Annotated in this window: 23 protein-coding genes; 19 read left to right on the plus strand and 4 right to left on the minus strand. The window is 52.3% G+C overall.

What is annotated here, in order from left to right; translation table 11 throughout:
• Nucleotides 1–167: 167 nt before the first annotated feature.
• The 7 genes from FED52_RS06445 to FED52_RS06475 all read left to right on the plus strand — a co-directional run bounded on the left by FED52_RS06445 (nt 168) and on the right by FED52_RS06475 (nt 7598).
• Nucleotides 168–404 carry a hypothetical protein gene (locus FED52_RS06445; RefSeq protein WP_138859336.1) on the plus strand — a complete coding sequence of 79 codons (237 nt, stop codon included), beginning with the start codon at nt 168–170 and terminating at the stop codon, nt 402–404.
• 72 nt (nt 405–476) lie between these two features.
• Nucleotides 477–1121 (plus strand): YneB family resolvase-like protein, encoded by a 645-nt coding sequence (locus FED52_RS06450; protein ID WP_138859337.1) that lies wholly within the window; start codon nt 477–479, stop codon nt 1119–1121.
• 60 nt (nt 1122–1181) lie between these two features.
• Nucleotides 1182–1415 (plus strand): DUF896 domain-containing protein, encoded by a 234-nt coding sequence (locus FED52_RS06455; protein WP_034777788.1) that lies wholly within the window; start codon nt 1182–1184, stop codon nt 1413–1415.
• 199 nt (nt 1416–1614) lie between these two features.
• Complete coding sequence (tkt, locus tag FED52_RS06460; RefSeq protein ID WP_138859338.1) at nt 1615–3606, plus strand: transketolase; 1992 nt, start codon at nt 1615–1617, stop codon at nt 3604–3606.
• A gap of 124 nt (nt 3607–3730) precedes the next feature.
• On the plus strand, nt 3731–3961 hold the full coding sequence (locus FED52_RS06465) for a YneF family protein (RefSeq protein WP_138859339.1): 231 nt from the start codon (nt 3731–3733) through the stop codon (nt 3959–3961).
• 129 nt (nt 3962–4090) lie between these two features.
• A complete protein-coding gene (locus tag FED52_RS06470) occupies nt 4091–5845 on the plus strand; it encodes an ABC transporter transmembrane domain-containing protein (RefSeq protein WP_138860296.1) in 1755 nt (584 codons plus the stop codon).
• Nucleotides 5835–7598: an ABC transporter ATP-binding protein gene (locus tag FED52_RS06475; RefSeq protein ID WP_138859340.1), complete on the plus strand. Its 1764-nt coding sequence runs from the start codon at nt 5835–5837 to the stop codon at nt 7596–7598. The genes FED52_RS06470 and FED52_RS06475 overlap by 11 nt, the downstream gene beginning before the upstream one ends.
• 83 nt (nt 7599–7681) lie before the next feature.
• On the opposite strand, the gene FED52_RS06480 is transcribed toward FED52_RS06475, so the two are convergent.
• Nucleotides 7682–7861, minus strand: a complete 180-nt coding sequence (locus FED52_RS06480; RefSeq protein ID WP_034777785.1) for an aspartyl-phosphate phosphatase Spo0E family protein — start codon at nt 7859–7861, stop codon at nt 7682–7684.
• 192 nt (nt 7862–8053) lie between these two features.
• Here FED52_RS06480 and FED52_RS06485 point away from each other — a divergent pair, with 192 nt between their 5' ends.
• Nucleotides 8054–8752 carry a cytochrome c biogenesis CcdA family protein gene (locus FED52_RS06485; RefSeq protein ID WP_114166290.1) on the plus strand — a complete coding sequence of 233 codons (699 nt, stop codon included), beginning with the start codon at nt 8054–8056 and terminating at the stop codon, nt 8750–8752.
• Nucleotides 8753–8772: 20 nt separating this feature from the next.
• A complete protein-coding gene (locus FED52_RS06490) occupies nt 8773–9225 on the plus strand; it encodes a CcdC family protein (RefSeq protein ID WP_034779932.1) in 453 nt (150 codons plus the stop codon).
• A 34-nt stretch (nt 9226–9259) separates the two neighbouring features.
• Here the strand turns inward: FED52_RS06490 and FED52_RS06495 are convergent, their stop codons facing one another.
• The 3 genes from FED52_RS06495 to FED52_RS06505 all read right to left on the minus strand — a co-directional run bounded on the left by FED52_RS06495 (nt 9260) and on the right by FED52_RS06505 (nt 11878).
• A complete protein-coding gene (locus FED52_RS06495) occupies nt 9260–10822 on the minus strand; it encodes a solute symporter family protein (RefSeq protein ID WP_138859341.1) in 1563 nt (520 codons plus the stop codon).
• Nucleotides 10819–11151: a DUF485 domain-containing protein gene (locus tag FED52_RS06500; protein ID WP_138859342.1), complete on the minus strand. Its 333-nt coding sequence runs from the start codon at nt 11149–11151 to the stop codon at nt 10819–10821. The genes FED52_RS06495 and FED52_RS06500 overlap by 4 nt, the downstream gene beginning before the upstream one ends.
• A 295-nt stretch (nt 11152–11446) precedes the next feature.
• A complete protein-coding gene (locus FED52_RS06505) occupies nt 11447–11878 on the minus strand; it encodes a DUF2621 family protein (RefSeq protein ID WP_034777781.1) in 432 nt (143 codons plus the stop codon).
• 193 nt (nt 11879–12071) lie between these two features.
• Here FED52_RS06505 and FED52_RS06510 point away from each other — a divergent pair, with 193 nt between their 5' ends.
• The 10 genes from FED52_RS06510 to FED52_RS06560 all read left to right on the plus strand — a co-directional run bounded on the left by FED52_RS06510 (nt 12072) and on the right by FED52_RS06560 (nt 25032).
• The gene (locus tag FED52_RS06510; RefSeq protein ID WP_138859343.1) at nt 12072–13667 is read left to right on the plus strand and encodes a peptide chain release factor 3; all 1596 of its coding nucleotides are present in this window, start codon (nt 12072–12074) and stop codon (nt 13665–13667) included.
• Nucleotides 13668–13860: 193 nt separating this feature from the next.
• Nucleotides 13861–16575 (plus strand): aconitate hydratase AcnA, encoded by a 2715-nt coding sequence (acnA, locus tag FED52_RS06515; RefSeq protein WP_138859344.1) that lies wholly within the window; start codon nt 13861–13863, stop codon nt 16573–16575.
• A 106-nt stretch (nt 16576–16681) separates the two neighbouring features.
• The gene (locus FED52_RS06520; RefSeq protein ID WP_084592824.1) at nt 16682–17170 is read left to right on the plus strand and encodes a DUF3939 domain-containing protein; all 489 of its coding nucleotides are present in this window, start codon (nt 16682–16684) and stop codon (nt 17168–17170) included.
• A 126-nt stretch (nt 17171–17296) separates the two neighbouring features.
• The gene (locus FED52_RS06525; protein WP_138859345.1) at nt 17297–18862 is read left to right on the plus strand and encodes a BCCT family transporter; all 1566 of its coding nucleotides are present in this window, start codon (nt 17297–17299) and stop codon (nt 18860–18862) included.
• A gap of 102 nt (nt 18863–18964) precedes the next feature.
• Nucleotides 18965–19648 carry a hypothetical protein gene (locus FED52_RS06530; protein ID WP_138859346.1) on the plus strand — a complete coding sequence of 228 codons (684 nt, stop codon included), beginning with the start codon at nt 18965–18967 and terminating at the stop codon, nt 19646–19648.
• Between the two features lie 57 nt (nt 19649–19705).
• Nucleotides 19706–21967: an AAA family ATPase gene (locus FED52_RS06535; RefSeq protein WP_034777765.1), complete on the plus strand. Its 2262-nt coding sequence runs from the start codon at nt 19706–19708 to the stop codon at nt 21965–21967.
• Between the two features lie 30 nt (nt 21968–21997).
• Nucleotides 21998–22417, plus strand: coding sequence for an acyl-CoA thioesterase (locus FED52_RS06540; protein ID WP_034777763.1), 420 nt, complete (start codon nt 21998–22000; stop codon nt 22415–22417).
• A gap of 75 nt (nt 22418–22492) precedes the next feature.
• The gene (locus tag FED52_RS06545) at nt 22493–23389 is read left to right on the plus strand and encodes a M15 family metallopeptidase (protein WP_138859347.1); all 897 of its coding nucleotides are present in this window, start codon (nt 22493–22495) and stop codon (nt 23387–23389) included.
• Nucleotides 23390–23400: 11 nt separating this feature from the next.
• Complete coding sequence (gene plsY, locus FED52_RS06550; RefSeq protein ID WP_371816309.1) at nt 23401–24015, plus strand: glycerol-3-phosphate 1-O-acyltransferase PlsY; 615 nt, start codon at nt 23401–23403, stop codon at nt 24013–24015.
• 246 nt (nt 24016–24261) lie between these two features.
• Complete coding sequence (locus FED52_RS06560; RefSeq protein WP_034777760.1) at nt 24262–25032, plus strand: DeoR/GlpR family DNA-binding transcription regulator; 771 nt, start codon at nt 24262–24264, stop codon at nt 25030–25032.
• Nucleotides 25033–25043: the final 11 nt, after the last annotated feature.

The following is a 25043-nucleotide window of genomic DNA, read 5'->3' on the forward strand; positions in this document are numbered from 1 at the left end:
GCATCCTATTCTTTATGGGTTTAGTTTAACACAAGAACACATGAGCGCACAAACATTCGTTCGTTTTTTTTGCTTGACCGAACAGAAGTTCTTGTTTTATGATGAGAACAGATAAACGAACAGACGTTCTCGAGAACGTGTATTCTTATTCCCAGGAGGCAATGATTATGAGAGACACAATCAATGGAATCATCTTAGTCGGCATGTTGGCACTCGGTATGTTCGTATTTTTCGCGGTCGGAGAGCTTCGCGACAACGAAGCGGTCGTCGTGACCGAACAAAAAGTCGAACACAGTATTGAAGAAGAAGTTGCCTTGAAAGAGGCGGAGACGCTCGAAGCGCACATTCTCGCTAAGCGAGATGATGAAAAAGACGACAAGACGACGTGGTTCGCCGCCGAATAATCGTTTCTGATTGCGAACATCCCTTCATCCTGTGTATCGTAGAGGGCGAATGGAAAGAAAGGAAGTGACGCGATGCGAGTCGTCATTTATTGTCGCGTATCGACGAACAAGTCCACCCAAGAGACGTCGCTCAGTCGTCAGGCGGATGAATTGAAGCAGATGGCGAGACGTCTTGAGGCTGAGGTTGTCGATGTGATCAGTGAACAAGAGAGCGGGTATGAGGTCAATCGGGCGGGACTGCTCGATCTATTGGAGCACGTCTCGACGTCCGATCTCGATGCCGTGCTCGTGAGCGACGACAGTCGTCTCGGACGGGGGAATGCAAAAATCGCTATCTTGCATACGCTCATGAAACATAACGTGCGCTTGTTGACGATGCAGTCGTCCGATGAATATATCGTCTCCGACGCCGAGAAGATGGTGCTCGAGATCGTCAGTGTCGTCGAAGAGTATCAACGTAAGATCCATAACGCTAAAATTTCACGCGGAATGCGTCGGGCGGTCGCGAACGGATTTAATCCGCATCGGAATATCCAGCACCATGACCAGGGAGGCCGGAGCCGAATCGAAGTTCCGATTGAAGAAATCGTCCAATTACGTGAACGTGGACTCACGTTCGCTGAAATTGCCGCCACCCTCCGCGGTTTTGGTTATGAGGTATCGAAAGCGACCGTGAACCGGCGCTACTTGGAGCACGTGTCGGTACCAGAAACTTGATTCCTGCTCGCTGATTTTGTACAGTAGAAGGACAAATTCAGTAGAGAGGGGGCGAGCCCGATGCTAGCACCTGAACAGTTGGAGCGAATCAATTTCCTCGCCAACAAAGCAAAGACAGATGGTCTGTCACCACAAGAGATGGATGAGCAGCAAGCGCTGCGCCAACAATATTTGCAAGCGTTCCGCCAATCATTCAAATCACAAATGATGGGAATGAAGGTCGTCGATCCGGAAGGAAACGACGTAACGCCAGAAAAATTAAAAGATGAGCAGGAACGTTACCGCTCAGAATGACCATGAATGCACATCCTATTTCATATAGGATGTGCATGTTTGTTATACGCGAACGTTGATCAGGGGGACTCATTGATGCGTTTTCAAACGAAAGGAAGTAAACGATTCCATTTAATGTGTTATACTAATTAATTAGTTGTGACACACGAATGAGTGTGCTAAAATATGACGGGTAGAAACTTTGTTAACAACAGAGAGGATGAAATTAGTGGAAACAACTACTAAAGAATTATTAGCGATTAACTCGATTCGGACACTCTCAATCGATGCGGTCCAAAAAGCGAACTCAGGTCACCCGGGTATGCCGATGGGTGCGGCTCCGATGGCGTTCACACTTTGGACGGACAAAATGCGTCACAACCCGAAAAACCCGAACTGGTTCAACCGTGATCGGTTCGTCCTTTCAGCGGGACACGGTTCGATGCTCTTGTACTCGCTTCTTCACTTATCTGGTTACGATCTCTCAATGGACGACCTCAAATCGTTCCGCCAAATGGATTCGAAAACGCCTGGACATCCAGAGTACCGTCACACGGCAGGTGTCGACGCGACGACTGGACCGCTCGGACAAGGGATCGCCATGGCTGTCGGGATGGCAATGGCAGAGAAACATTTGGAAGCGACGTACAACCGCGATGAGTTCAAAGTGGTTGACCACTTCACATACGCGATTTGCGGAGACGGTGACTTGATGGAAGGCGTATCGGCAGAAGCTGCTTCGCTCGCTGGTCATTTGAAACTCGGCAAACTCGTCGTCCTTTACGATTCAAATGATATCTCGCTTGACGGCGACCTTCACAAATCGTTCTCGGAAAGCGTTGAAGATCGTTTCAACGCCTACGGTTGGCAAGTGATCCGTGTCGAAGATGGTACGGATATCGATACAATCGCGAAAGCGATCGACGAAGCGAAAGCTGAAACGTCGAAACCAACCCTCATCGAAGTGAAGACGGTTATCGGCTTTGGTTCACCGAACAAGTCAGGCAAATCGGCATCACACGGTGCGCCACTCGGCGAAGCTGAAATTGAACTCACGAAGCAGTTCTACAAGTGGGAAGGCGAGAACTTCTACGTACCGAACGAAGTATACGACTTGTTCAACGATAAAGTCGTTGAGCCAGGCGCGAAGCATGAAGCGGACTGGAACGAACTCGTTGAAGCTTACAAGTCAGCACACCCTGAACTTGGTGCCCAGTTCGAACGTGCGATGAACAACGAGCTCCCAGAAGGTTGGGACAGCGAATTGCCGACGTTCGAAATCGGTTCGAAAAAAGCGACTCGTCAAACGAGCGGTGAAGTATTGAACGCGATCGCCAAAGCGGTTCCGACTCTCTTCGGAGGCTCGGCTGACCTCGCTGGTTCGAACAACACGATGATCAAAGGCGCTGCGGACTTCGATGAAGATCCAGCCGGCCGCAACATCTGGTTCGGAGTCCGTGAATTCGCGATGGCAGCAGCCGTCAACGGGATGGCGCTCCACGGTGGGGTCCTCCCATACGGCGCGACGTTCTTCGTCTTCTCGGATTACCTTCGCCCGGCAGTTCGACTTGCTGCGCTCATGGGAATCCCATCAACGTTCGTCTTGACGCACGATTCAATCGCGGTCGGCGAAGATGGCCCGACGCACGAACCGGTCGAGCACTTGATGAGCTTCCGTGCGATGCCAAACTTGTCTGTTCTCCGTCCAGCTGACGGAAAAGAGACGATCGCGGCTTGGAAGCAAGCAATCACGACGAAAACGTCACCATCACTTCTCGTCTTGACGCGTCAAGCATTGCCAGAACTCGAAGGCACGTCGATCGAAGACGCAGCTAAAGGTGGCTATGTCGTCGCCGGCAACTCAAGCGAGGCAGACGTCCTCCTTCTCGGTACAGGTTCTGAAGTACACGTCCTCGTCGAAGCACGCGAAGCACTCGCGGCTGAAGGCGTGAACGCGGCTGTCGTCTCGATGCCTTCGTGGGAATTGTTCGAAGCTCAATCGGCAGAATACAAAGAATCGGTCCTTCCGTCGTCAATCACGAAACGTGTCTCGCTCGAAGCGGGCGCGACGCTCGGTTGGTACAAGTACGTCGGTTTCGGCGGAAAAGTACTCGGCATCGACAAGTTCGGCGCCTCTGCTCCTGGAGATCTCCTCATGAAAGAATACGGCATGTCGGTCGACAACGTCGTCGCAGCTGTCAAATCACTTTAATCGCATATTGTCAGTGGTGGCCCGGAGGTTTTGGGTCACCACTTTTTTTTCAGACGACTAGCGAATTAGCGTAATATAGTGTATAGTAAAAAACGATGTTTCATATGGTAGAGGAGGTTAAGCCTTGAGTACATTATTCTGGATTCTTCTTGTCGTGGCAGCACTAATCGGGGGTATCGCGATCGGTTTCTTTATCGCTCGTAAATACATGATGAACTACCTCGAACAGAACCCACCGATCAACGAAGATATGATTCGTACATTGATGATGCAAATGGGTCAAAAGCCGTCACAGAAGAAAGTCAACCAAGTGATGCGCGCCATGAACGTTCAAATGAAGAACGAAAAGAAATAAACTCGATCGGCCGAAGCACTTTGCGCCCGCAAAGTGCTTTTTTCATCCAGTTTTTGTTAGACAATCGAACAAACTTTCGCTAATCTAATAGAATAGTCTGAATTCAAGACAACATAGGGGGTGTTTCCAATTCGTGAATTCAAACAACTAGCTTGGTTCTTCAAGCTCGAGTGGCGGACGTATGCGCTCGGCATCGTCTTACTCATGTTCGTCGCGGGGCTCGAACTTATACCGCCGCGCATCATCGGGCGAATCGTCGATGAGATCAACCGGGGAACGCTTGGAACAGATTTATTATGGATGTTGCTCGGCGGGCTCGCGGCCGTCGGGATCGGGAACTATGTGGCCCGTTTCTTCTGGCGATACTTCATCTTCGGGGCTTCGATTCGCCTCGGTCGGATGTTGCGGAGTCAGCTCTATCGTCATTTCACCGATTTAGATCAACGGTTTTATAAGAAGTCGCGGGTCGGGGATTTGATGGCCCATGCGACAAACGATGTCCAGGCCGTCTCGACGACGGCGGGTGCGGGGATTTTGACACTCGTCGATAGCATCACCATGGGAACGTTCGTCATCATCACCATGGTGACGACCATCAGTTGGAAGTTGACGGTCGTGGCATTGTTGCCGCTGCCAATCATGGTCGCGTTGACGACGCGATACGGCAAACTCTTACATAATCGGTTCGGGGTCGCTCAAGCGGCGTTCTCTGAACTGAATGATAAAGTCCAAGAGAGCGTCAGCGGTGTCCGGGTGTTGAAGTCGACCGGGGAAGTCGGCCGTGACGTCGACTCATTCGAGAAGCTATCCGACGAAGTCATGGCGAAAAACGTACGTGTCGCGAAAATCGACGCCTTGTACGACCCGACCATCTTCGGGATTGTAGGCCTCTCGTATATCTTGTCGATCGGTTATGGGGCGTATTTGATTGAACAAGGAGAGCTGACCATCGGACAGATCGTTAGTTTCACCGCCTATCTCGGCTTGCTCACATGGCCGATGCTCGCGTTCGGCTGGCTGTTCAATATCGTCGAACGAGGGCGGGCGTCTTACGACCGGATCGAGCGGATGCTCGCCGTCAAACCTGAGATTCAGGATGACCCGATGGCGGCGACGAAACTCGCCCATTCGGAGATTGAAGCGGATATACGTGCGTTCCGCTATGACGAGACGCCCGTCCTGCAAGACGTCACATTCCGCCTCGAACGCGGACGGACGCTCGGACTCGTCGGCCGTACCGGTTCTGGTAAGACGACGATTGTACGCTTGTTGACACGAGAGTATGACGTACATGATGGGACGATCAAAATCGGTGGTGTCAACATTCGCCAAGTGAAAAAATCACTTCTGCTCGATAAAGTCGCTGTCGTCCCGCAAGATCATTTCTTGTTCAGCGATTCGATTGCGAACAATATCGCATTCGGCAAACCGGAAGCGAAACTCGACGAAATCATGGAGGCGGCCAAAATCGCCGAGGTTCATGATGACATCATGCGGCTGCCGGAAGGATACGCCACGCTCGTCGGGGAACGGGGTGTGACGTTATCGGGTGGTCAGAAGCAACGGATTTCAATCGCACGTGCCCTCATGATTGAGGCGGACGTGTTGATCCTCGACGATGCCCTCTCGGCTGTCGATGCGAAGACGGAAGAAGCGATTATCGAGCATTTCCGGACCGGGAACCCTGACCAGTCCCGCTTGATCGTGGCGCATCGACTGTCTGCGGTCGAGCATGCCGACGAGATTCTCGTCCTTGAGGACGGTCGAATCATCCAACGCGGGCGTCATCAGGACTTGATTCGCGAGCCCGGTTGGTACAAAGACACGTACGATCGCCAACAACTCGAGGCGATTGTCGAAGGAGGTGGCCACCATGAAGCATGACGTTCAGGAATGGGCGGTCATCAAACGCCTGTTGGCCTACACGAACCGCTACGCACGTCCGCTCGGACTCGCTTTTGTGTTCTTGTTGCTCGCCACCGGCGCAAAACTAGCAGGACCGTTCTTAATCAAAGTGTTCATCGATGAGTTCGTGACGCCTGGCGTCTATCCGACAAACTGGGTCGTCACCTTGCTCGTTGTTTATTTGGTCTTGCATGTGTCGGCGATCATCTTCGACTACTTGCAGTCGATCTCGTTCCAAAAGATTGCCTTAAAGATCGTGCAAAACATCCGGATGGATATCTTCCGTCACGTGATGGGGATGCGGCTCGCCTACTTTGACCGAACTCCGGCGGGAGTGCTTGTCTCTCGAATCACGAACGACACCGAGGCCGTCAAGGAACTGTACGTCGGGGTAATGAGCACGTTCGTACAGTCAGCGGTTCAATTGGTCGGGACGTACGTGTTCCTTTATATCCTCGAACCGACGCTCGCGACGATGGGGCTCGTCCTTGTTCCGCTGTTCTGGCTCATCATCTGGGCGTATCGCCGCTATTCGACAAAATATTTTGCCCAAGTGCGTGACTTGTTGTCACAACTGAACGGGCAATTGAATGAATCGATCAACGGGATGGGAATCGTTCAACAGTTCCGACAAGAAGAGCGGCTCGTCCGCCAGTTCGAAGAAACGAACAAGGCCCACCAAGAGGCACGCTATCGAAACTTGAAGCTCGACAGCATGTTGCTGCGACCGATCATCGAGCTGTTGCTCGCCTTCTCCATCATTGGACTGCTCGGCTATTACGGCGTCTTGTCGACGACCGAGCAAGTGCAGGTCGGGGTCGTCTATGCCTTCATCAGCTACATCGAGCGCATCTTCCGTCCGGTGCTCGACATCATGCAACGCTTGAGCGAGTTTCAACAGGCGGTCGTCTCGGCGGACCGTGTCTTCAAAGTCTTGGACACGGATGAACCGGCTCCAGGAAAGAGTCTTGCCGGTCCTGCCGAAATCGGCTCCGGGGAAGTCCGGTTCGAGAACGTCACGTTCAGCTACGATGGGGAAGTCGATGTATTGAAACAGATATCATTCGTCGCCAAACCAGGCGAGACGGTCGCCCTCGTCGGTCACACGGGTAGCGGAAAGAGTTCAATCATCAACCTGTTGACCCGGTTCTATCCGTATCAATCAGGCCAAATCACGATCGACGGGTATCCGATCGAGCAGTTCGAGGAAGCCGAGCTCCGAGCCAAAGTCGGGCTTGTGCTCCAAGATCCATTTTTGTTCACAGGGACGATCGAGGATAACTTGAAACTGTTCAATCCGACGATCGACTCGGACAAAGTCCGGGAAGCGGCCGAGTTCGTGCAAGCTCATACGTTCGTCGAGAAGCTTGAGGCCGGTTACGGACATACGGTCGGTGAGCGCGGCGCGACATTCTCGAGCGGGGAACGGCAACTGCTCGCCTTCGCCCGGACGGTCGCCCGTGACCCGAAGATTTTGATTTTAGATGAGGCGACGAGTTCGATTGACACCGAGACCGAGGAGCGTGTCCAGCTCGCCCTCGATCGGATGAGACGGGGACGGACGACGATTGCCATCGCTCACCGTCTGTCGACGATTCAAGATGCCGACTTGATTCTCGTCCTTCATCGGGGTGAGATCGTCGAACGAGGTAACCATCAGGCGCTTTTAAAACAGGATGGGCTGTACAAAAAGATGTACGAACTTCAATCTGGCCAACGTCTGATGTCATAAATTACAAAAAAGACACCGTCAAGGTGTCTTTTTTCCATGGAAAAAGCCCGCCACTTCAAGGAAGGACGGGCCGTTTGGTTCGATTAATTTATGTGGTCTGAAGCGTGTATGGCTAGGACGTGACGTGTAATCAGCTTGTCCAATTCTTGGCTGACATGAATCACTTCTGGAGACGTCCAACTGTGCTGCGAGGCGATTTCATACAGTTCATCGCGTTTCTGTTCAATGGCATAATGTAAGTTTTCAGCTGTGATGACCGCCACGGTGTTTCCCCCATCGTTGTAAGATCGATACTGACTAATAAGAATATCCAAATCTTAGCATCTAACACTACCGTTTACAAGTTTCATTTCCATTTCAAAGATTACAAATTCAATCATGTAAGGTGCTCGGAAAAAGATGCGAGCATTTTGAAAAGGTTTTCGCTATAATGGGGCTGAAAGGTGGAAGATCGCATGGAAGTCACACTTTGGCTCGCATTTGGGGCGGGCGTCTTATCATTTTTATCGCCGTGCACGCTACCGTTGTATCCAGTCTTTTTATCGTATATCACTGGGGTCTCAGTCTCTGATTTAAAGAGCGAGGGACTGCGACAACGCACGGCCTGGTTTCACACGTTCTCATTCTTGATTGGTTTCTCGATCGTCTTCCTCGTGCTCGGTCTGTCGACCTCGCTCATTGCCGACGTATTCATTCAATATAAGGATAGTTTGCGCATGTTCGGTGCCATCCTCATCTTCGTATTCGGCGTCTTTTTGGCGGGACTTTGGCAACCTAGTTTCATGATGCGCGAGAAAAAGCTCGCTTTAGGGGAGCGTAAAAGCGGCTACTTTGGAACGGCATTGATTGGAATTGGATTCGCGGCGGGATGGACCCCGTGTACCGGACCGATTCTTGCCGGTGTCATCGCGCTCGCGGCCTCGAACCCGAGTCAAGGGATGGGCTATATGTTGGCGTACGTCATCGGCTTCGCCATCCCATTCCTCATCATGGCGAGATTTGTCGGGAAAATCAAATACTTGGCGCGCAACAGTGCCAAGGTGGCAAAATTCGGAGGTTATTTGATGATGGCCTTCGGCGTCGTATTATATTTTGATGGCATGAATCGCTTCGCTGCTTGGATGAGCGAATTAGTAGGATTCACCGGATTTTAAAAGGGGTTGACCGAATGTCGATATTTTGGGGATCGACCCTCGTCGCACTAATGATGGGCCTGATTGCGAGCTTCGTTCGCGTCAAAGCATCAGCACGTCCGACGAATGCTAAAAAGATCTTGATTCCGCCCTTGGCGATGTCGACCGGGATGTTGCAATTTCTCGTCCCGGCGTTTCGATTGACTTGGCTCGAGGTCGGAGAAGCTTTAATCGTCGGATTGATTTTCAGCGTATTTCTCATCAAGACATCGAACTTCGAGAAACGTGATGGTGAGGTGTACTTATCCCGCTCGAAAGCGTTCTTTATCGTCGTCTTCGTCTTATTGGCGATTCGGACGGTCATGAAGGCGTTTCTCGGAGACGAAGTCAATATTTTCGCGACGGGCGGACTGTTCTATTTGATTGCCTGGGGCATGATCGTCCCATGGCGCATCGCCATGTACCAAAAATATAAACAAATCGCTTCAACATGAACGGCGTCCCTCGCGAGGGACGCCGTTTTGTCGATTATGAAGATTTTTTCGTCATGGCAGCTTCCGTCTCGGCATCGATCCCGGTGTTCGCTTTGACGAGGATGCGTTCGAAGTTTCCGGCGACTTCGTCCGACTTCGTCACGTACGTCCCGACGATGGCGGCCAGGAAGCCGAGCGGGATCGAGACGATTCCCGGGTTCGTGAGCGGGAATAACGCCTCACCGATAAAGATTGCCGAGCCATCCGGTGCCCACACGTTCGGGCTGATGGCGACGAGGAAAAGCGACGAGAATAATCCGACGACCATGCCGAACACGGCTCCGTCCGTATTGAACCGTCTCCAATAAATCGTGAACAAAATGACCGGCAAGTTCGCGCTGGCAGCGACAGCGAATGCGAGAGAGACGAGAAATGCGACGTTCATCGATTGGGCGAAGAAGGCGAGTCCCATCGAGACGAGTGCGACCGCGATTGAAGCGATCCGGGCCGCTGTGACTTGTTCTTTTTCGGTCGCTTCGCCCTTCCGGATGAAATGACCATAAAAGTCGTGGGCGAACGCCGAGGCCGCCGATAAGACGAGTCCTGCGACGACGGCAAGAATCGTGGCGAAGGCGATGGCGGCCACGAAAGCGAACAATAAGTCACCGCCGAGCACTTGGGCGAGGAGAGGCGCGGCCATGTTCCCGGCCGGGTTGGCGGCGACGATGGCGTCCGATCCGACGAACGCGGCGGCCCCAAATCCGAGGAAGATCGTCAGTATGTAGAACGCACCGATGACCCATGTCGCATAGACGACGGATTGTCGTGCCGTCGGTGCATCCTTGACCGTGAAGAAGCGGATGAGAATGTGCGGTAGACCGGCCGTCCCAAGGACGAGTGCCAAATTGAGTGAAATCGTATCGAGCGGGAGCTTGAACTTGTTGCCAGGGTTCAAGAAGCTCTCCCCGAGCGGTGTCGCCTTACTGACCTCGGAAAACATGGTGAAGACGGAGAAGTCAAAGCGGGCGAACACGAGGAATGAAATGATGGCGGTCCCGATCATCAACAAGACGGCTTTTGTGATCTGTACCCATGATGTCGCGGTCATCCCCCCGAAAACGACATAGACGGTCATTAAGATTCCGACGACGATGACGCTCGTCGTGTAGGGGATGCCGAGCAAGAGCTCGATGAGTGCCCCGGCGCCGACGAGTTGGGCGATCATATAAAAGATGGAGATGACGATAGCATTCATGGCGGCAACCCCTCGCACGCGCGGCTTGTTGAAGCGTGCCGCAATCATATCGGCCATCGTATACTTTCCAAGGTTACGGAGCGGCTCGGCGACCAAATATAGGACGACGAGGTAGGCAACGAGGAAACCAATCGAGTAAAAGAACCCATCGAACCCGGCGAGGGCAATCATCCCGGCAATCCCGAGGAATGAAGCGGCCGACATATAATCACCGGCGATGGCCAGACCATTTTGGAATCCGGTCAAACCACCGTCGGCCGTATAAAAGTCGCTTGCGGTCTTTGTCTTTTGGGCGGCGAAAAATGTGATGACGAGCGTGAGTCCAACAATCGCGACGAATAGAAGAATAGCTGTCCAGTTCATCGTCCCTCCTCCTCTTGTTTGATGGCTGCGACGAGCTCGTCGAAGCGGCGGGCCCGGCGGCTATACATGACACAAAACGTCCAGGTCATGAAGAATTGAGCGAAGGCGAGCACCCAGGCCCAAGTGATCTCACCGGCGACAGCGATGTTCAAGAACGTGAAGTAGCTCGTGGAGATTGGTAACGTAAAATAAAAGATGAGTGAGAAGATGATGGATGGAACAATGAACCGGTTCTTTTCTTGCATCAACTTGTGGAATGAAGGGCTCTCGACGATTGTTTCGGCGGAGCGAGTGCTGTCAGTTCGCGTGACGTGCGTGACATCATGCATCGGAAAACCTCCTTTTGGAATCAAGATACGTACATTATAGAAATGTAAATAAAGGAAAAGCTATCCATTTTTATTGCTAAAACCCATGCATGTTATACTAATATTGGTCATACCACTTTATTGTAATCGTTTTTAATATTGTCTATATTATGAACGGTATTTAAGAATAATTAATCCGTCCAAAAAAGGTACTTTGGACTTAGTATTCGTATGGCACAATTTCCGTTTCGTATAACTTAGTTGAACTGGTGAAGACAAAAAAAGATGCCAAGCCCAAGGCCGGCATCTCGTTTCATCATTGTTGGAAATAATGTTGATACATTTTCCAGTCGATTTGTTCTTCTTCAAGCGCCTTTTTTAAAAATTTATGGTCCCGTTTCGGTGTCGCGGCGATATAGCCTTTGACGACGAGCTCAGTCGTCATTTCACGGGCCCGCGTCTCGAGAGCGAACTGTCCGATTTTGCCCGCAATCTTTCGGATGGCGACGTCGCGGAACAGCTCCGGTACCGGTGTGACGAGACGATCAAGCAATGTACGCGTCTCCGGTGTCCATAAGTGGCGTGTCTTGTCGATGTAATCATCCTCGATGTCGAGGAGTGAGCGCCCGTCTTCTTTCGGCATTCGTTTTAAAAATTTGCGGAACATGAAGTAGCCGCCGATCGACATCAACCCGATCATCACGAATCCCCAGAAGACAATGAAATACATCACCAAGTTTTCTGGCATCGTCTTTCCCCCGTTCTGTCATTTCACGATCATTCAAGCTAAGTATACAAAAAAGGGGCGCGATACAAAAGCTACAGCTATCCGTTCCTTACTATAAAGATGGACGAAACGCGCGGGCTTCGTTAGAATAGATAGCGTTGCAATGAGCAAGAGCCAGTGTAAATCGTAATGTTCAGAAAGGAAAGAGCCATACATGAACCAATTAAAACAAGAAGTTGAGAAGCGGCGTATTTTCGGCATCATCTCGCACCCGGATGCCGGTAAGACGACGCTCACCGAGAAATTGCTCCTTCACGGGGGAGCCATCCGTGAAGCGGGGACGGTCAAAGCCCGTAAAAACTCTAAACACGCCAAATCTGACTGGATGGAGATCGAGAAACAACGTGGAATTTCGGTCACGTCATCGGTCATGCAGTTCGTCTATCAAGACAAGGTCGTTTCGATCATGGACACACCAGGACACAACGATTTCGGGGAAGATACGTATCGCGTCTTGACTTCGGTCGACAGTGCCGTCATGGTCATCGATGCGGCCAAAGGGATCGAGACGCAGACGAAGAAATTGTTCCAAGTCTGTCGGATGCGCGGGATTCCGATTTTCACGTTCATGAACAAGCTTGACCGACAAGCGAAAGATCCGCTCGAGCTCATGGAAGAACTTGAAGAAGTGCTCGGCATGCCTTCGGTCGCCGTGACTTGGCCGATCGGGAGCGGAATGCAGTTCGAAGGGGTATACGATCGCTTAAAAAACGAAGTTCACTTGTTCCGTGGTGACAAAGGGACGCTCACGTTGAACGAAGATGGGGTCAATGATCCAATCCTCGCCGATCACTTGACGGAAGAGAACTTGACGAACCTTCGAGATGAAATCGATCTTCTCGACGGTGCCGGCAATGAAATCGACGTCGATGCGATCCAGCACGGGAAATTGACGCCGGTCTTCTTCGGGACGGCGCTCGTCGACTTCGGGGTGACGTCATTCTTGAATCACTACCTTGATATGTCACCGGCGCCTGAGGCACGTAAGTCGAACGTCGGTCCAATCGACCCGACGTCAGAGGACTTCAGCGGCTTCGTCTTCAAGATTCAAGCGAACATGAACCCGGCCCACCGCGACCGCATCGCTTTCGTTCGCATCTGTTCGGGCGTCTTTGAGCGCGGCATGGATGTCACGCTCACACGGACGGGCAAAAAGATCAAGTTGAGCCAGTCGACACAGCTCATGGCTAACGACCGGGAGACGGTCGACAAGGCGTTCGCTGGAGACGTGATCGGGATTTACGATTCGGGAACGTATCAAATCGGTGATACGATCACGACATCGAAACAAAAAATCGCGTTCGAGGCGTTGCCGACGTTCCCACCAGAACTCTTTATGCGCGTCTCGCCGGTCAACTCGCTCAAGTCGAAACATTTCCACAAAGGTGTCGAGCAGCTCGCCCAAGAAGGAGCGATCCAAGTGTACCGTAACGAGTATAACGAGATTTATCTCGGTGCGGTCGGTCAACTCCAATTCGAAGTGTTCGAGTATCGCTTGAACAATGAGTACGGCGTCGACATCCGCATGGAGCCGGTCTCATACAGCGTCGCCCGTTGGGTGAAGGACAAGGAATTAAAGGCGCTCAAGCCGTTCCAGGACTCACGCAACATGCTCGTGACAGACCGCTGGGAGCGTCCCGTGTTCTTGTTCGCCAACGAGTTCACGTTCGACCGCTTCAAAGAACGCTATGAAGACGAGCTCACGCTCGTCGACGCCCTCGACGTCAACGTCGAGATCGGCGCAGAATAATAGATGGACGGCTCTTCATAGGGCCGTCCTTTTTTGTTTCAGAGACTTGGTTGATTTTGATAAGTTTTACTTATGACTAATTTGTGACGGAATGTATTTTACGTCACGCTATAGTTGTATTATGATAAACATGTGATAAGTAAGCGATTACGGCACATGCCGAAGTCGCCGCTTTCAAAAAGGGGGATATCGTATGGAACAGACGAACGTATTAGACGCTTTCAAATCTCGGACGCAGTTCGAGGTCAATGGCAAAGCGTACGATTATTACCGGCTCAAAAAGCTTGAAGAAGAAGGGGTGACGGAACTTAGTCGACTTCCGTACTCGATTCGTGTGTTGCTCGAATCTGTACTTCGCCAGCAGGATGGCCGCGCCATCACGAAAGAACATGTCGAGAACTTGGCTAAATGGGGTACTGCCGAAGTCTCGAAAGACATCGATGTTCCGTTCAAACCGGCTCGCGTCGTCCTTCAGGACTTCACGGGTGTACCGACGGTCGTTGACCTCGCTTCACTTCGTAAAGCGATGGCCGACCTCGGCGGAGACCCGAACAAGATTAACCCGGAAATCCCGGTTGACCTCGTCGTCGACCACTCGGTCCAAGTCGATGCGTACGGTTTCGCCGGCGCACTCATGAAAAACATGGACATCGAGTTCGAGCGTAACGAAGAGCGCTACAAGTTCTTACGTTGGGCCCAGACGGCATTCGACAACTATCGTGCCGTCCCGCCAGCAACAGGGATCGTCCACCAAGTCAACTTGGAATACTTGGCTTCGGTCGTGCTCGAAAAGAATGATGGAACGGGCAATGTCGCCTATCCAGACTCGCTCGTCGGAACGGACTCGCACACGACGATGATCAACGGACTCGGTGTCCTCGGCTGGGGTGTCGGTGGAATCGAAGCCGAAGCGAGCATGCTCGGACAACCGTCTTACTTCCCGGTACCAGACGTCGTCGGCGTCAAAATCATCGGTGAAGTCAACCCGGGTGTCACAGCGACAGACGTCGCGCTCGTCGTCACAGAGATGCTCCGTAACGAGAAAGTCGTCGGCAAGTTCGTCGAGTTCTTCGGTCCATCGCTTCATACGATGCCGCTCTCAGACCGCGCTACGATTGCCAACATGGCGCCTGAATATGGTGCGACGTGTGGCTTCTTCCCAGTCGATACAGAGACGCTCAACTACATGCGCACGACAGGTCGCCCAGAAGAGTTGATTGACCTCGTCGAAGCCTACTCAAAAGCGAACGACTTGTTCTACACGCCAGACCAAGCGGATCCGTCATTCACGAAGACACTCACGCTCGATTTGTCGAAAGTGGAACCGTCACTTGCTGGACCGAAACGTCCACAAGACCGCATCAACTTATCAGACCTTCAGTCAGCGTTCGTCGACAGCGTGACGGCGCCAGCCGGACACAGCGGCTTTGGTCTTGAAAAAGCTGAGCTTGAGAAGACGGCAGTGGTCAACTATACAGATGGCGCTGTCGACATGCGCACGGGTGATGTGGCGATCGCAGCCATCACGAGCTGTACGAACACATCGAACCCATACGTCATGGTCGGCGCAGGTCTCGTCGCGAAGAAAGCCGTCGAACGCGGTCTCACGGTTCCTAAATTCGTGAAGACGTCGCTCGCACCGGGCTCGAAAGTTGTTACCGACTACCTCGACAAAGCCGGTCTCACGCCATACCTTGACCAACTCGGTTTCAACACCGTCGGTTACGGCTGTACGACATGTATCGGTAACTCGGGTCCACTCGACCGCGAAGTCGAAGAAGCGATCACATCGAACGATTTGCTCGTCTCATCGGTCCTCTCGGGGAACCGTAACTTCGAAGGCCGCGTCCACCCGCTCGTCAAAGCGAACTTCTTGGCGTCACCGCCACTCGTCGTCGCATACGCGCTCGCCGGGTCGGTCAACTTCGATATCATGAACGAGTCGTTCGGAACGGACAAAGATGGCAATGAAGTCTTCTTCAAAGACATCTGGCCATCAAATGATGAAATCAAGATGGTCGTTCAAGACGTCGTCTCACCGGAAGCGTTCCGTAAAGAGTACGACACGGTGTTCACAGGGAACGAGCGTTGGAACGCCCTCGACGTGCCAGAAGGCAACTTGTATGACTTCTCGGACGATTCAACGTATATCCAAAACCCGCCATTCTTCGAAAACCTCGAGCCGGAAGCGGGCGTCGTCCATGCGTTGAACGGACTCCGCGTCATCGGGAAGTTTGCTGATTCGGTCACGACCGACCACATCTCACCAGCCGGAGCATTCTCGAAAACAACACCAGCTGGCCAATACCTTCAATCAAAAGGTGTTGCACCGCTCGACTTCAACTCGTACGGCTCACGCCGCGGAAACCACGAAGTCATGATGCGCGGTACGTTTGCGAACATCCGTATTCGTAACCAAGTCGCACCAGGCACTGAAGGCGGCTTCACGACGTACTGGCCGACTGGCGAAATCATGCCTATGTATGATGCGGCCATGAAGTACAAAGAGCAGGGCACAGGCCTCGTCGTCTTCGCTGGGAACGACTACGGAATGGGCTCGTCACGTGACTGGGCAGCCAAAGGAACGAACTTGCTCGGCATTCGTGCCGTCATCGCGCAAAGCTTCGAACGGATTCACCGCTCGAACCTCGTCATGATGGGCGTCTTGCCACTCCAGTTCATGGACGGGGAGTCGGCCGACTCACTCGGACTCACAGGTGAAGAGGCGATCGACATCCAAGTCGACGAATCGGTTCGCCCACGTGATATCCTGAACGTCAAAGCGACTCATGAGAACGGTACGGTGACCGAGTTCCAAGTCGTCGCCCGCTTCGATTCTGAAGTCGAAATCGATTACTACCGTCACGGTGGAATCTTGCAGATGGTCCTCCGTAACAAATTGAAGTAAGCCAAACACCTTCCTTTGAAAAAAGGAAGGTTTTTTTAGTGAATGTGCGAATATAAGGTGAGACGGTGCACGATATCGGGAAGAGAATGGGGAGAGGGGGGAGTGTATGGAGCGACAAACGAAATCAGGCAAAAACTGGTGGCAACGGCTGACGCAAAAAGAGGAAGTGACGGAACAGGAAGTCGACATCACGCTTCCTCAGTTGCGGGAGGCGATCCACGAATATGAGCAGACGTTGCCGAAAGGCGTCAATCGGACGGTGCTCCTCGATGAAGCACAGGAAATCGATCTTGCGCGTTTGAAGAAACATTTACCCGGCAAACCGAGGCAGCGATTTTACATGTCCAAAGAGACGTTTCACATCGTTCCCGAAACTGAACGGGAAGTGGTCTATGAGATGGATCAAGTCCAGCGGGCGCTCGATTTATATTTCGAACAAGAAAAAAAATTACCGCTGCGAAAATTCCAACAGACGTTACAACTTGATTTGACACGATTACGTGAAGGCGGGTATTTAAAAGTGTTGCCGAAACGGCCTTATTACGTCGTGGACGAGACATTGATCGTCTCGCTAGAACCGAAGCCGCAAGAGTGACGAAACCGAATCGTCACTCTTTTTGTCAGCGGCGCGATTACACGCCGAGGGGTTGAGTCGGGTTTATAAACTATGTTACGGTGGAAAACGTATATGAAAATAAGAAAATTGAATAGGAGTGAGATTATGGAAAGAAAAAGCCAAGTGACGACCGTTTTCCTCGTTTCAGCCATCATCACGGTCTTGTTCACGATTTGGGGTATCTTCCCTGAGCGCCTCCTCGGTAACGCGAGTCTCTTGAACGTGACGACGAAGTTACAAGGTTGGCTCTCGAACGGGATGGGTTGGTTTTATTTGCTCAGCGCGACTGGGATTTTACTCGTCGCCGTCTTTTTAATTTTTTCGAGATTTGGTTCGATTCGACTCGGCAAAGATACGGACCGACCAGAATTCAGCTATTTGACATGGTTCGCCATGTTGTTCAGTGCCGGAATGGGGATTGGCCTCATCTTCTGGGGGGCGGCAGAACCGTTGTCGCATTTCCATGCACCACCGTTTGAGTCGCCGACGCCGGAAGGCGATGCGCGCACTGCGATGCGTTATTCCTTCTTCCATTGGGGCTTCCACCCGTGGGCGATTTATGCAATGATCGCGCTCGCCATCGCCTACTCGACGTTCCGCAAAGGTCGTCCGGCGACGATCGGAGAGACGATCGGATCGCTCGTCAATGACCGCTATGAACGTCCTGTCAAACAGACAGTCGATATTTTAGCAGTCATCGCGACCGCTTTCGGTGTCGCGACCTCGCTCGGATTCGGGGCCCAGCAAATCGCTGGTGGTCTGCATTACTTGATTCCAGGAGTGCCGAACGCGTTCTCGACACAACTGATCATCATCGCTGTCGTAACGGTGCTATACATGATTAGCGCTTCGACGGGTCTCGAGAAAGGGATTCGGATTTTAAGTAACACGAACATCTTCCTTGCCATCGTCTTGCTTGGAGCAACACTGGTGGCCGGACCGAGCGCGTTCATTCTCGATTTGTTCACGCAGACAATCGGGACATATTTGCAACAGTTGCCGTCGATGAGTTTCCGTACGGGTGCATTTGAGCCTGTCGAACGGGAATGGATCAACGATTGGACAATTTTCTATTGGGCATGGTGGATCTCTTGGTCACCATTCGTCGGAACCTTTATCGCCCGCGTCTCAAAAGGACGTACAATTCGTGAGTTCATCATCGGGATTCTGCTCGTACCGACTTCATTCGGTCTGCTTTGGTTCTCTGTCTTCGGCGGATCGGCCATTTGGGCCGACTTGTTCGGTGGCGCAGCACTGATCGACCAAGTCAACGAAATCGGGACGGAAGTCGGGTTGTTCGCCTTGTTCGAGACGTTCGGCGGATTTGGGATGGTACTCAGTATCCTGGCCATCTTCCTGATTTCGACATTCTTCATCACGTCAGCAGATTCGGCCACCTACGTGCTCGGAATGCTGACGACGAACGGGAAACTGATCCCGCCGATGCGCATCAAGTTGATTTGGGGCTTCATCCAGTCCTCGATCGCTGCCGTCCTCTTATATGCAGGTGGGCTCGGAGCGCTGCAAGCGGTCGCCATCCTCGTCGCGTTCCCGTTCATCTTCGTGTTAATCCTGATGATCGTCGCCTTGTTCAAAGATTTGTCTGACGAACCAGACGAACGGGACAAGTATATTGAAGCGTATAAGCAAGAAGAAGATAAGCTCGGATAAACGGAAAGGGTCTCGATTGAGGCCCTTTTTTGGTTGTAAATGTTTTGCAGGACCTTCTCGCTAGTGTAGGATAGTAAGTGAAGAAGATTGGGAGGGCATTTTATGAAACAACACGTAAAGAAGCGATTGAGTTGGGTGATTTTTGCCGGTATTCTCATTGTCGGCGCCCTGCTCGCCTATAATTTTTATTTGGTCACCAATTTAAATGACGACGACGGCCGCACCAATCGGGCCGAGCCTTTCTATACGTCTGTGGTCATCGGCTATGAAGAGAAAAAGTTGCCGGAGGACGGGGAGACGCTTGAAGTTCGTGAATATAAAGTGACATATGACGAAGACGGACATTTCGTGTCCGAGGTCGTAGAGGGCCCGAACGTCGGTGCCCGTGCCGAGTGGGACGGGACCGTCTATCGTGAGTTCAATCAGGACGGTGAGGAGACGAACAGTCAAGAGACGAGCTCAGGCGCGGTCGCCCCGCACCCGTTCTTGTCACGGGCGACGAACGAACAGATTCGTAAATGGCTAGACGACGGAACACTTGGCTCGAGCGAAGGCGATGTCGATATCATCGGTCGTACGGCACAAGCGTTCGTCAAGAAAGAAACACCGGAAGCCGTCCCAGCAGAATGGGTCGAGAAGTATCCATCGATTTTCAGTGAAGATGAGAATGAAGAAGCGGTGACGTACTATGTCGATGCGAACGAGCGCATCCTGCTCGCCGCCGAGTCGCGTAACAACGGAAAGTTGTTCCATTCGATTCGCATGACTTCTTTTGAATCACGATAATCCGGCGAGGAGCAGACTGAGACGTCGGCTCCTTTGTCGTCTAAAAAGGAGAATATTATGAAACAGATCACCTTGGAGCAAGTCCAAACCGATTTGACGGCTTGGGAAGAAGGTGGGCGCGTCGATGAAGCGGCTCTCCTGTCTTACGCCCATTGGTCACGCGCGACCGGGCATCGTCAAGAATTGATTCGCACACTGACACTACTCGCGACGAGACGGTTACAGCACCGTCAGTCGATCGACCCGCTGTTAACTCGTTGGGTGAAAGAGTTGGAGTCGCTCGGTGCTTTGCCGCCAGCCCTTCGTGTCAGTCAATTGTATGATCTTTTGCGGCGCCACAAGCAACAGCTGCATGTCGAGTGGCCGAAGCTGCGCGAGACGGATTACGCGTCGATGAAAGTTCAAATATTGACCGAATATGAGTCGAAGACATCCGAGTTGCTCGAACATCTCGAGCAGCTTCACGATGAGATTGACCGCGCCAAATCTGATTTACGGGACTCGGAGTTTAAAGGGCAACTCGAACGTTTGTTCATCGTCGTCATCGAAGCGATGCAAGAAGTGGCCGCGCTCGAAGACGACACAGCCTCACTCTTGGCGTCGATGCAAGGGAATTATTTCAGCCGCGAGGCGTTTCACCGCTTTGGCGAACGAGTCGGTCTCGTCAAGGAACGACTCGACGCGATCGTTGCGTTGTTACCAGAACAAACTGAAGCGACACGGTCGAGTGCGATTGAGTCGCTTGAGTCGATGATTGGCTTGTCTGACGTGAAGCAACGTGTCAAAGCATGGTATCGGTTCTTGTTGTTCCAGAAAGAGCGTGAGAAAGCGGGGTTCTCGTCCAAACACCAACCTTCACTCCATCTCGTGTTCACCGGCAATCCAGGGACCGGCAAGACGACGCTCGCGCGTCTCATGGCCGAGATTTATTTCGAGCTCGGTCTGCTCGCACGTCCCGATGTCGTCGAGGCGGACCGGTCGAGTCTCGTCGGTGCGTTCGTCGGTCAAACGGAAGAACAGGTCATGAACAAGGTGAAGGAAGCCGAGGGCGGTGTCTTATTCATCGACGAGGCGTATGCCTTGAAACGTCAAGATGCGAGTGGGAGTGACTATGGACAAGCAGCCATCGACACGCTCGTCGCCGCGATGACGAGCGGGGAGTATGCGGGAAAATTTGTCGTGATTCTCGCCGGTTACCCGGAAGAAATGCGTCATTTTCTGCTTGCGAACCCAGGACTTCGTTCCCGCTTCCCGGAATCCAACCATTACGAGCTCCCGAATTACAGTGATGACGAACTCGTCGCCATCGGTGAAAAAGTGGCGGCGGAGAACAACTACGTCCTGACGGTCGAAGCGAAGCGCGCCTTGATTGCGCGAATCGACCGGGAACGGGTCGACGCGACGTTCGGCAACGCGCGGACGGTGCATAACATTCTACTCGACGCCATGTTCAAGAAAGGGTCGCGATTTGGTGCCGATGCCCCACTCGACGAGATGGCCCTCCTGACAGAAGTCGATTTTGATATGGATGCGACCGAGGATACGTCCGGTCCGACACTCGACGATTTGGTCGGGATGGATGAGGCGAAACGTCAACTGCGCGAGATTGAGGCACTCGTCACGATTCAGAAGCGTCGGCGTGAACTCGGGTTGAAGACGGCACCCGTCCAGCTCCATGCCGCCCTCGTCGGGAACAGCGGGACCGGAAAAACGACGTTCGCCCACCTGTACGCCCAGCTCTTGAAGAAGACGGGCTATTTAAAACGCGGACATTTGAAAGTCGTCAGCCGGGCCGATCTCGTCAGCGGCTATGTCGGACAAACGGCACAAAAAACGAAAGCCGCGATTCGCGATGCGCTCGGTGGCGTGTTGTTGATTGATGAGGCATACAGCCTGAATGGAGGGCCGAACGACTACGGGCGTGAAGCGATTGATACGCTCGTCGACGAGATGCCAAAGCATGGAGACAACCTCGTCGTCGTGATGGCGGGCTATGAGGCACCGATGCGTCGCCTGATCGACTCAAACCCAGGGCTCAACAGCCGGATCAAACGGACGATTCACTTCGAGGACTACTCGCTTGAACAGCTCGTCGATATCGCCAAGAAGTATGCCGCAAAATTCGGCTATACGTGTGATGAAGATGTCAGTCTGGCACTCCTTGACCGTCTAAAAGAAATCGACCGACCGAATGCACGGACGGCCCTATCGTTGATCGATGAAGCGATCGCGAGACAATCATATCGTTTGATCGAAGCATCGTCACAAGACAGTGAATTGAATCGGATTTTAGTAGTAGATATTAAGACCAAGTTATAATATAATCAAGTTGAAAGTGAGGACGATTCAATGCATACGATTCAGATTCCGGTCCGCTATCAGGAGACCGACATGATGGGCATCGTCTATCATGCAAACTATTTAGTATATCTTGAAATGGCACGCACCGAATTGTTGCGCCAGCTCGGGGTCGAATATAAAGACATGGAGGAAGCGGGATTTGTTTCCCCAGTGACGAACGTCTCGGTCGATTATAAGAAGAGCGTGACGTACGGAGACACAGTCCACGTACGAGTTTGGGTCGATAGTTATTCGAAGGTCCGGACGGTCTACGGCTATGAGTTGACTGATCAAAACGGTCATCTCGTCGGTTCGGCGAAGACCACACATGTCGTCGTCAAACGCGGTGACTTCAAACCGATTCGACTCGACCGTGAGTTTCCTGAGTGGCATGACATGTATATGCGCGTCATGAGTCCCGTCTTATAACAGTGGTTCTTTTGTACCGTCAGTATGGTATCATATCTTGACGGTATTTTTTGTACAATGAAAGGGGAAGATCGCATGCGAAAACCATCTATGCTGATGGTGTGCTGCGCCTTGACGCTCACATTAGTGGGCTGTACCACAAGCGACCAAAGCAAAACGGAAGAAACCGAGAACAAACCGGCCGAAACCGAACAACAAACAGAAACTCCGGCCGAAACGCCGACGGATAAAGAAGACGAGCAAGCAGAACAACCGACTCCGGAAACGGAGGAACCGACAGCGGAAGAGCCTTCCGAGGATCAGCCTGAAGAAGAAGTGCCGGTTGCCGAGGCCCCTCCTGTAGAGGAGCCGACTGAAGCGCCGAGCGAACCGCTTGAACAGAATGGGACGGCGAATTTGAAGCTCGATACACTCATCCTTGTCAATAAGCAAATCGCCTTGCCAGCGGGCTATAAACCAGCCGATCTCGTGACGGCGAATATCGATTTCGTCGAATCGGCGACCGGGGAGCGGAAGATGCTTCGTAAAGAAGCGGCACAGGCCATCGAGAAGCTCATGACGGGCGCGAAAGCGGCCGACATTGAGTTGAAAGGGACGAGTGCGTTCCGTTCCTACGATTATCAAGTGCAACTGTTCAATAACTATGTCGCCCGGGACGGGAAAGAACAGGCGATGAAATATTCGGCACCACCAGGACACTCGGAACATCAGACCGGGCTCGCCATCGATGTTTCGAGCGCCTCGGTCGGCTATCAATTGACACAAAGTCTAGATCAGACGAAAGAGGGCAAGTGGTTGGCCGACAATGCCCACACGTACGGATTCATCGTCCGTTATCAACGTGCATATGAGGCCGAAACCGGTTATATGTACGAACCGTGGCACTTACGCTATATCGGGGTAGAGCATGCGACGGACGTCCACAAGGCGAACGTCCCGCTTGAGCACTATCTCGAGCAATTAATGGATTAAGGGGAATTGCGATGCCTTACATGACAGAAATCATCATCATTTTAATCAGCTATTTACTCGGTGCGATTCCGTTTGCTCTTATCGTCGGAAAACTCGGCTATAAGGTCGACGTCCGGGAGCATGGGAGTGGGAATTTGGGCACGACGAACACGTTCCGTGTGCTCGGCAAAAAAGCCGGCACGCTCGTTCTGCTCGGGGATATGGGTAAAGGGTTGGTGGCAGCGCTATTACCGCTCCTCTTCGGGAGCGAGATGAGCTTGCTCCTCGCCGGGATCCCGGCCATCATCGGTCATTCGTATCCGGTGTTTGCCAAGTTCAAAGGCGGAAAATCGGTGGCGACGAGTGCGGGCGTTCTGCTCGCGGCGTTCCCATGGTTTTTCGTCGTCGTCGTCGGGACGTTCCTCTTGACGCTGTTCGTCTCGAAGATGGTATCGCTATCTTCGATGGCTGCCGCAGCCGTGGGGATCGTGACCGTCGTCACGTATGGTGTCATCGCGAAAGATTGGCTACCGCTCATCGTCATCGTTCCGCTCGCCTTGTTCATCATCATCAAACACCGCACGAACTGGCAGCGGATTCGCTCCGGCACTGAACCGAAAGTACCACTGTTCCAAAAACGAAAATGAATGTTTCGATGACCGGCAAGCTCTCGGAGGACACGGAGAGAAGGTCGGTCATTTTCATGAGATGCGCTCGGGATTGAAAGCAAGATGTCAACGTTCGACTGTCTTTTTTGTGGATTTCTGTTGATTTTCGTCGAAATGAGCGAAAAATCTGTTGGATTTGCCCGTTCTTTACTTTCTGTTTACGTTAAATTTACATCCGTTCGCTACACTGAGAAAGGAAGCGATATTTGCGGAGGAGGCAGGGAAGTGTCTTTAATTGGAGAAGAACGTAAGCAAAAGATTGTGGAATGGATTGAACGAGAAGGCAAAGTGAAGACGAGTGAGTTGATTGAACGGTTGAACGTCTCTGGGGAGTCGATCCGCCGCTACTTAGAAGAACTTGAAAAAGAACATCGCATCAAACGGGTGTATGGCGGGGCGGTGCTGCATCAAAGCGTATCGTTCCAACCGATGATGATTTCAAACATGGACGGGATTCGTCGCATCGCCTATACGGCGTTTCAGCTCGTCGAGGATGATACCCTCCTTTACATCGGTCATGGGGTCGCCCCGGAACAAGTCGCCGCGAGACTTCGCGGACGAAATTTGACGGTCGTCACACCGTCACTCATGGCGGCAAAGGCCCTCTTCGAGCAACGGGCCAAAGGCGTCTTCACGGGGGACATCCAACTGCTCGGCGGCACGATTGATCCGAAGCATCTCGTCACCGTCGGCGAACACGTCTTGCAGCAGTTAAAGACGTACATGTTTGACATGGCGATTTTCTCTGTCGAGGGGGTCGATCCCTCGCTCGGTTTGACGTGTGATGCTCACGGTCTCTCGACCGTGACGCAAGCGGTACTCGACCAAAGTAGACAATGTTTTCTACTGGCCGACCATACCCAGTTCAACCAACAAAAGCGGTATCGGGTCTCCGATTTTTCCAAGGTGACGACAATCATCTCGGATTTCCCGGAGCCCGCAGATTGGAAACGTGCGTTAGCGGAGCACGAGGTCGAATGGCGCTTCGCACCTTAATAAGGAGGCAG

This window comes from Exiguobacterium mexicanum, assembly GCF_005960665.1.
GTDB lineage: Bacteria > Bacillota > Bacilli > Exiguobacteriales > Exiguobacteriaceae > Exiguobacterium > Exiguobacterium mexicanum_A.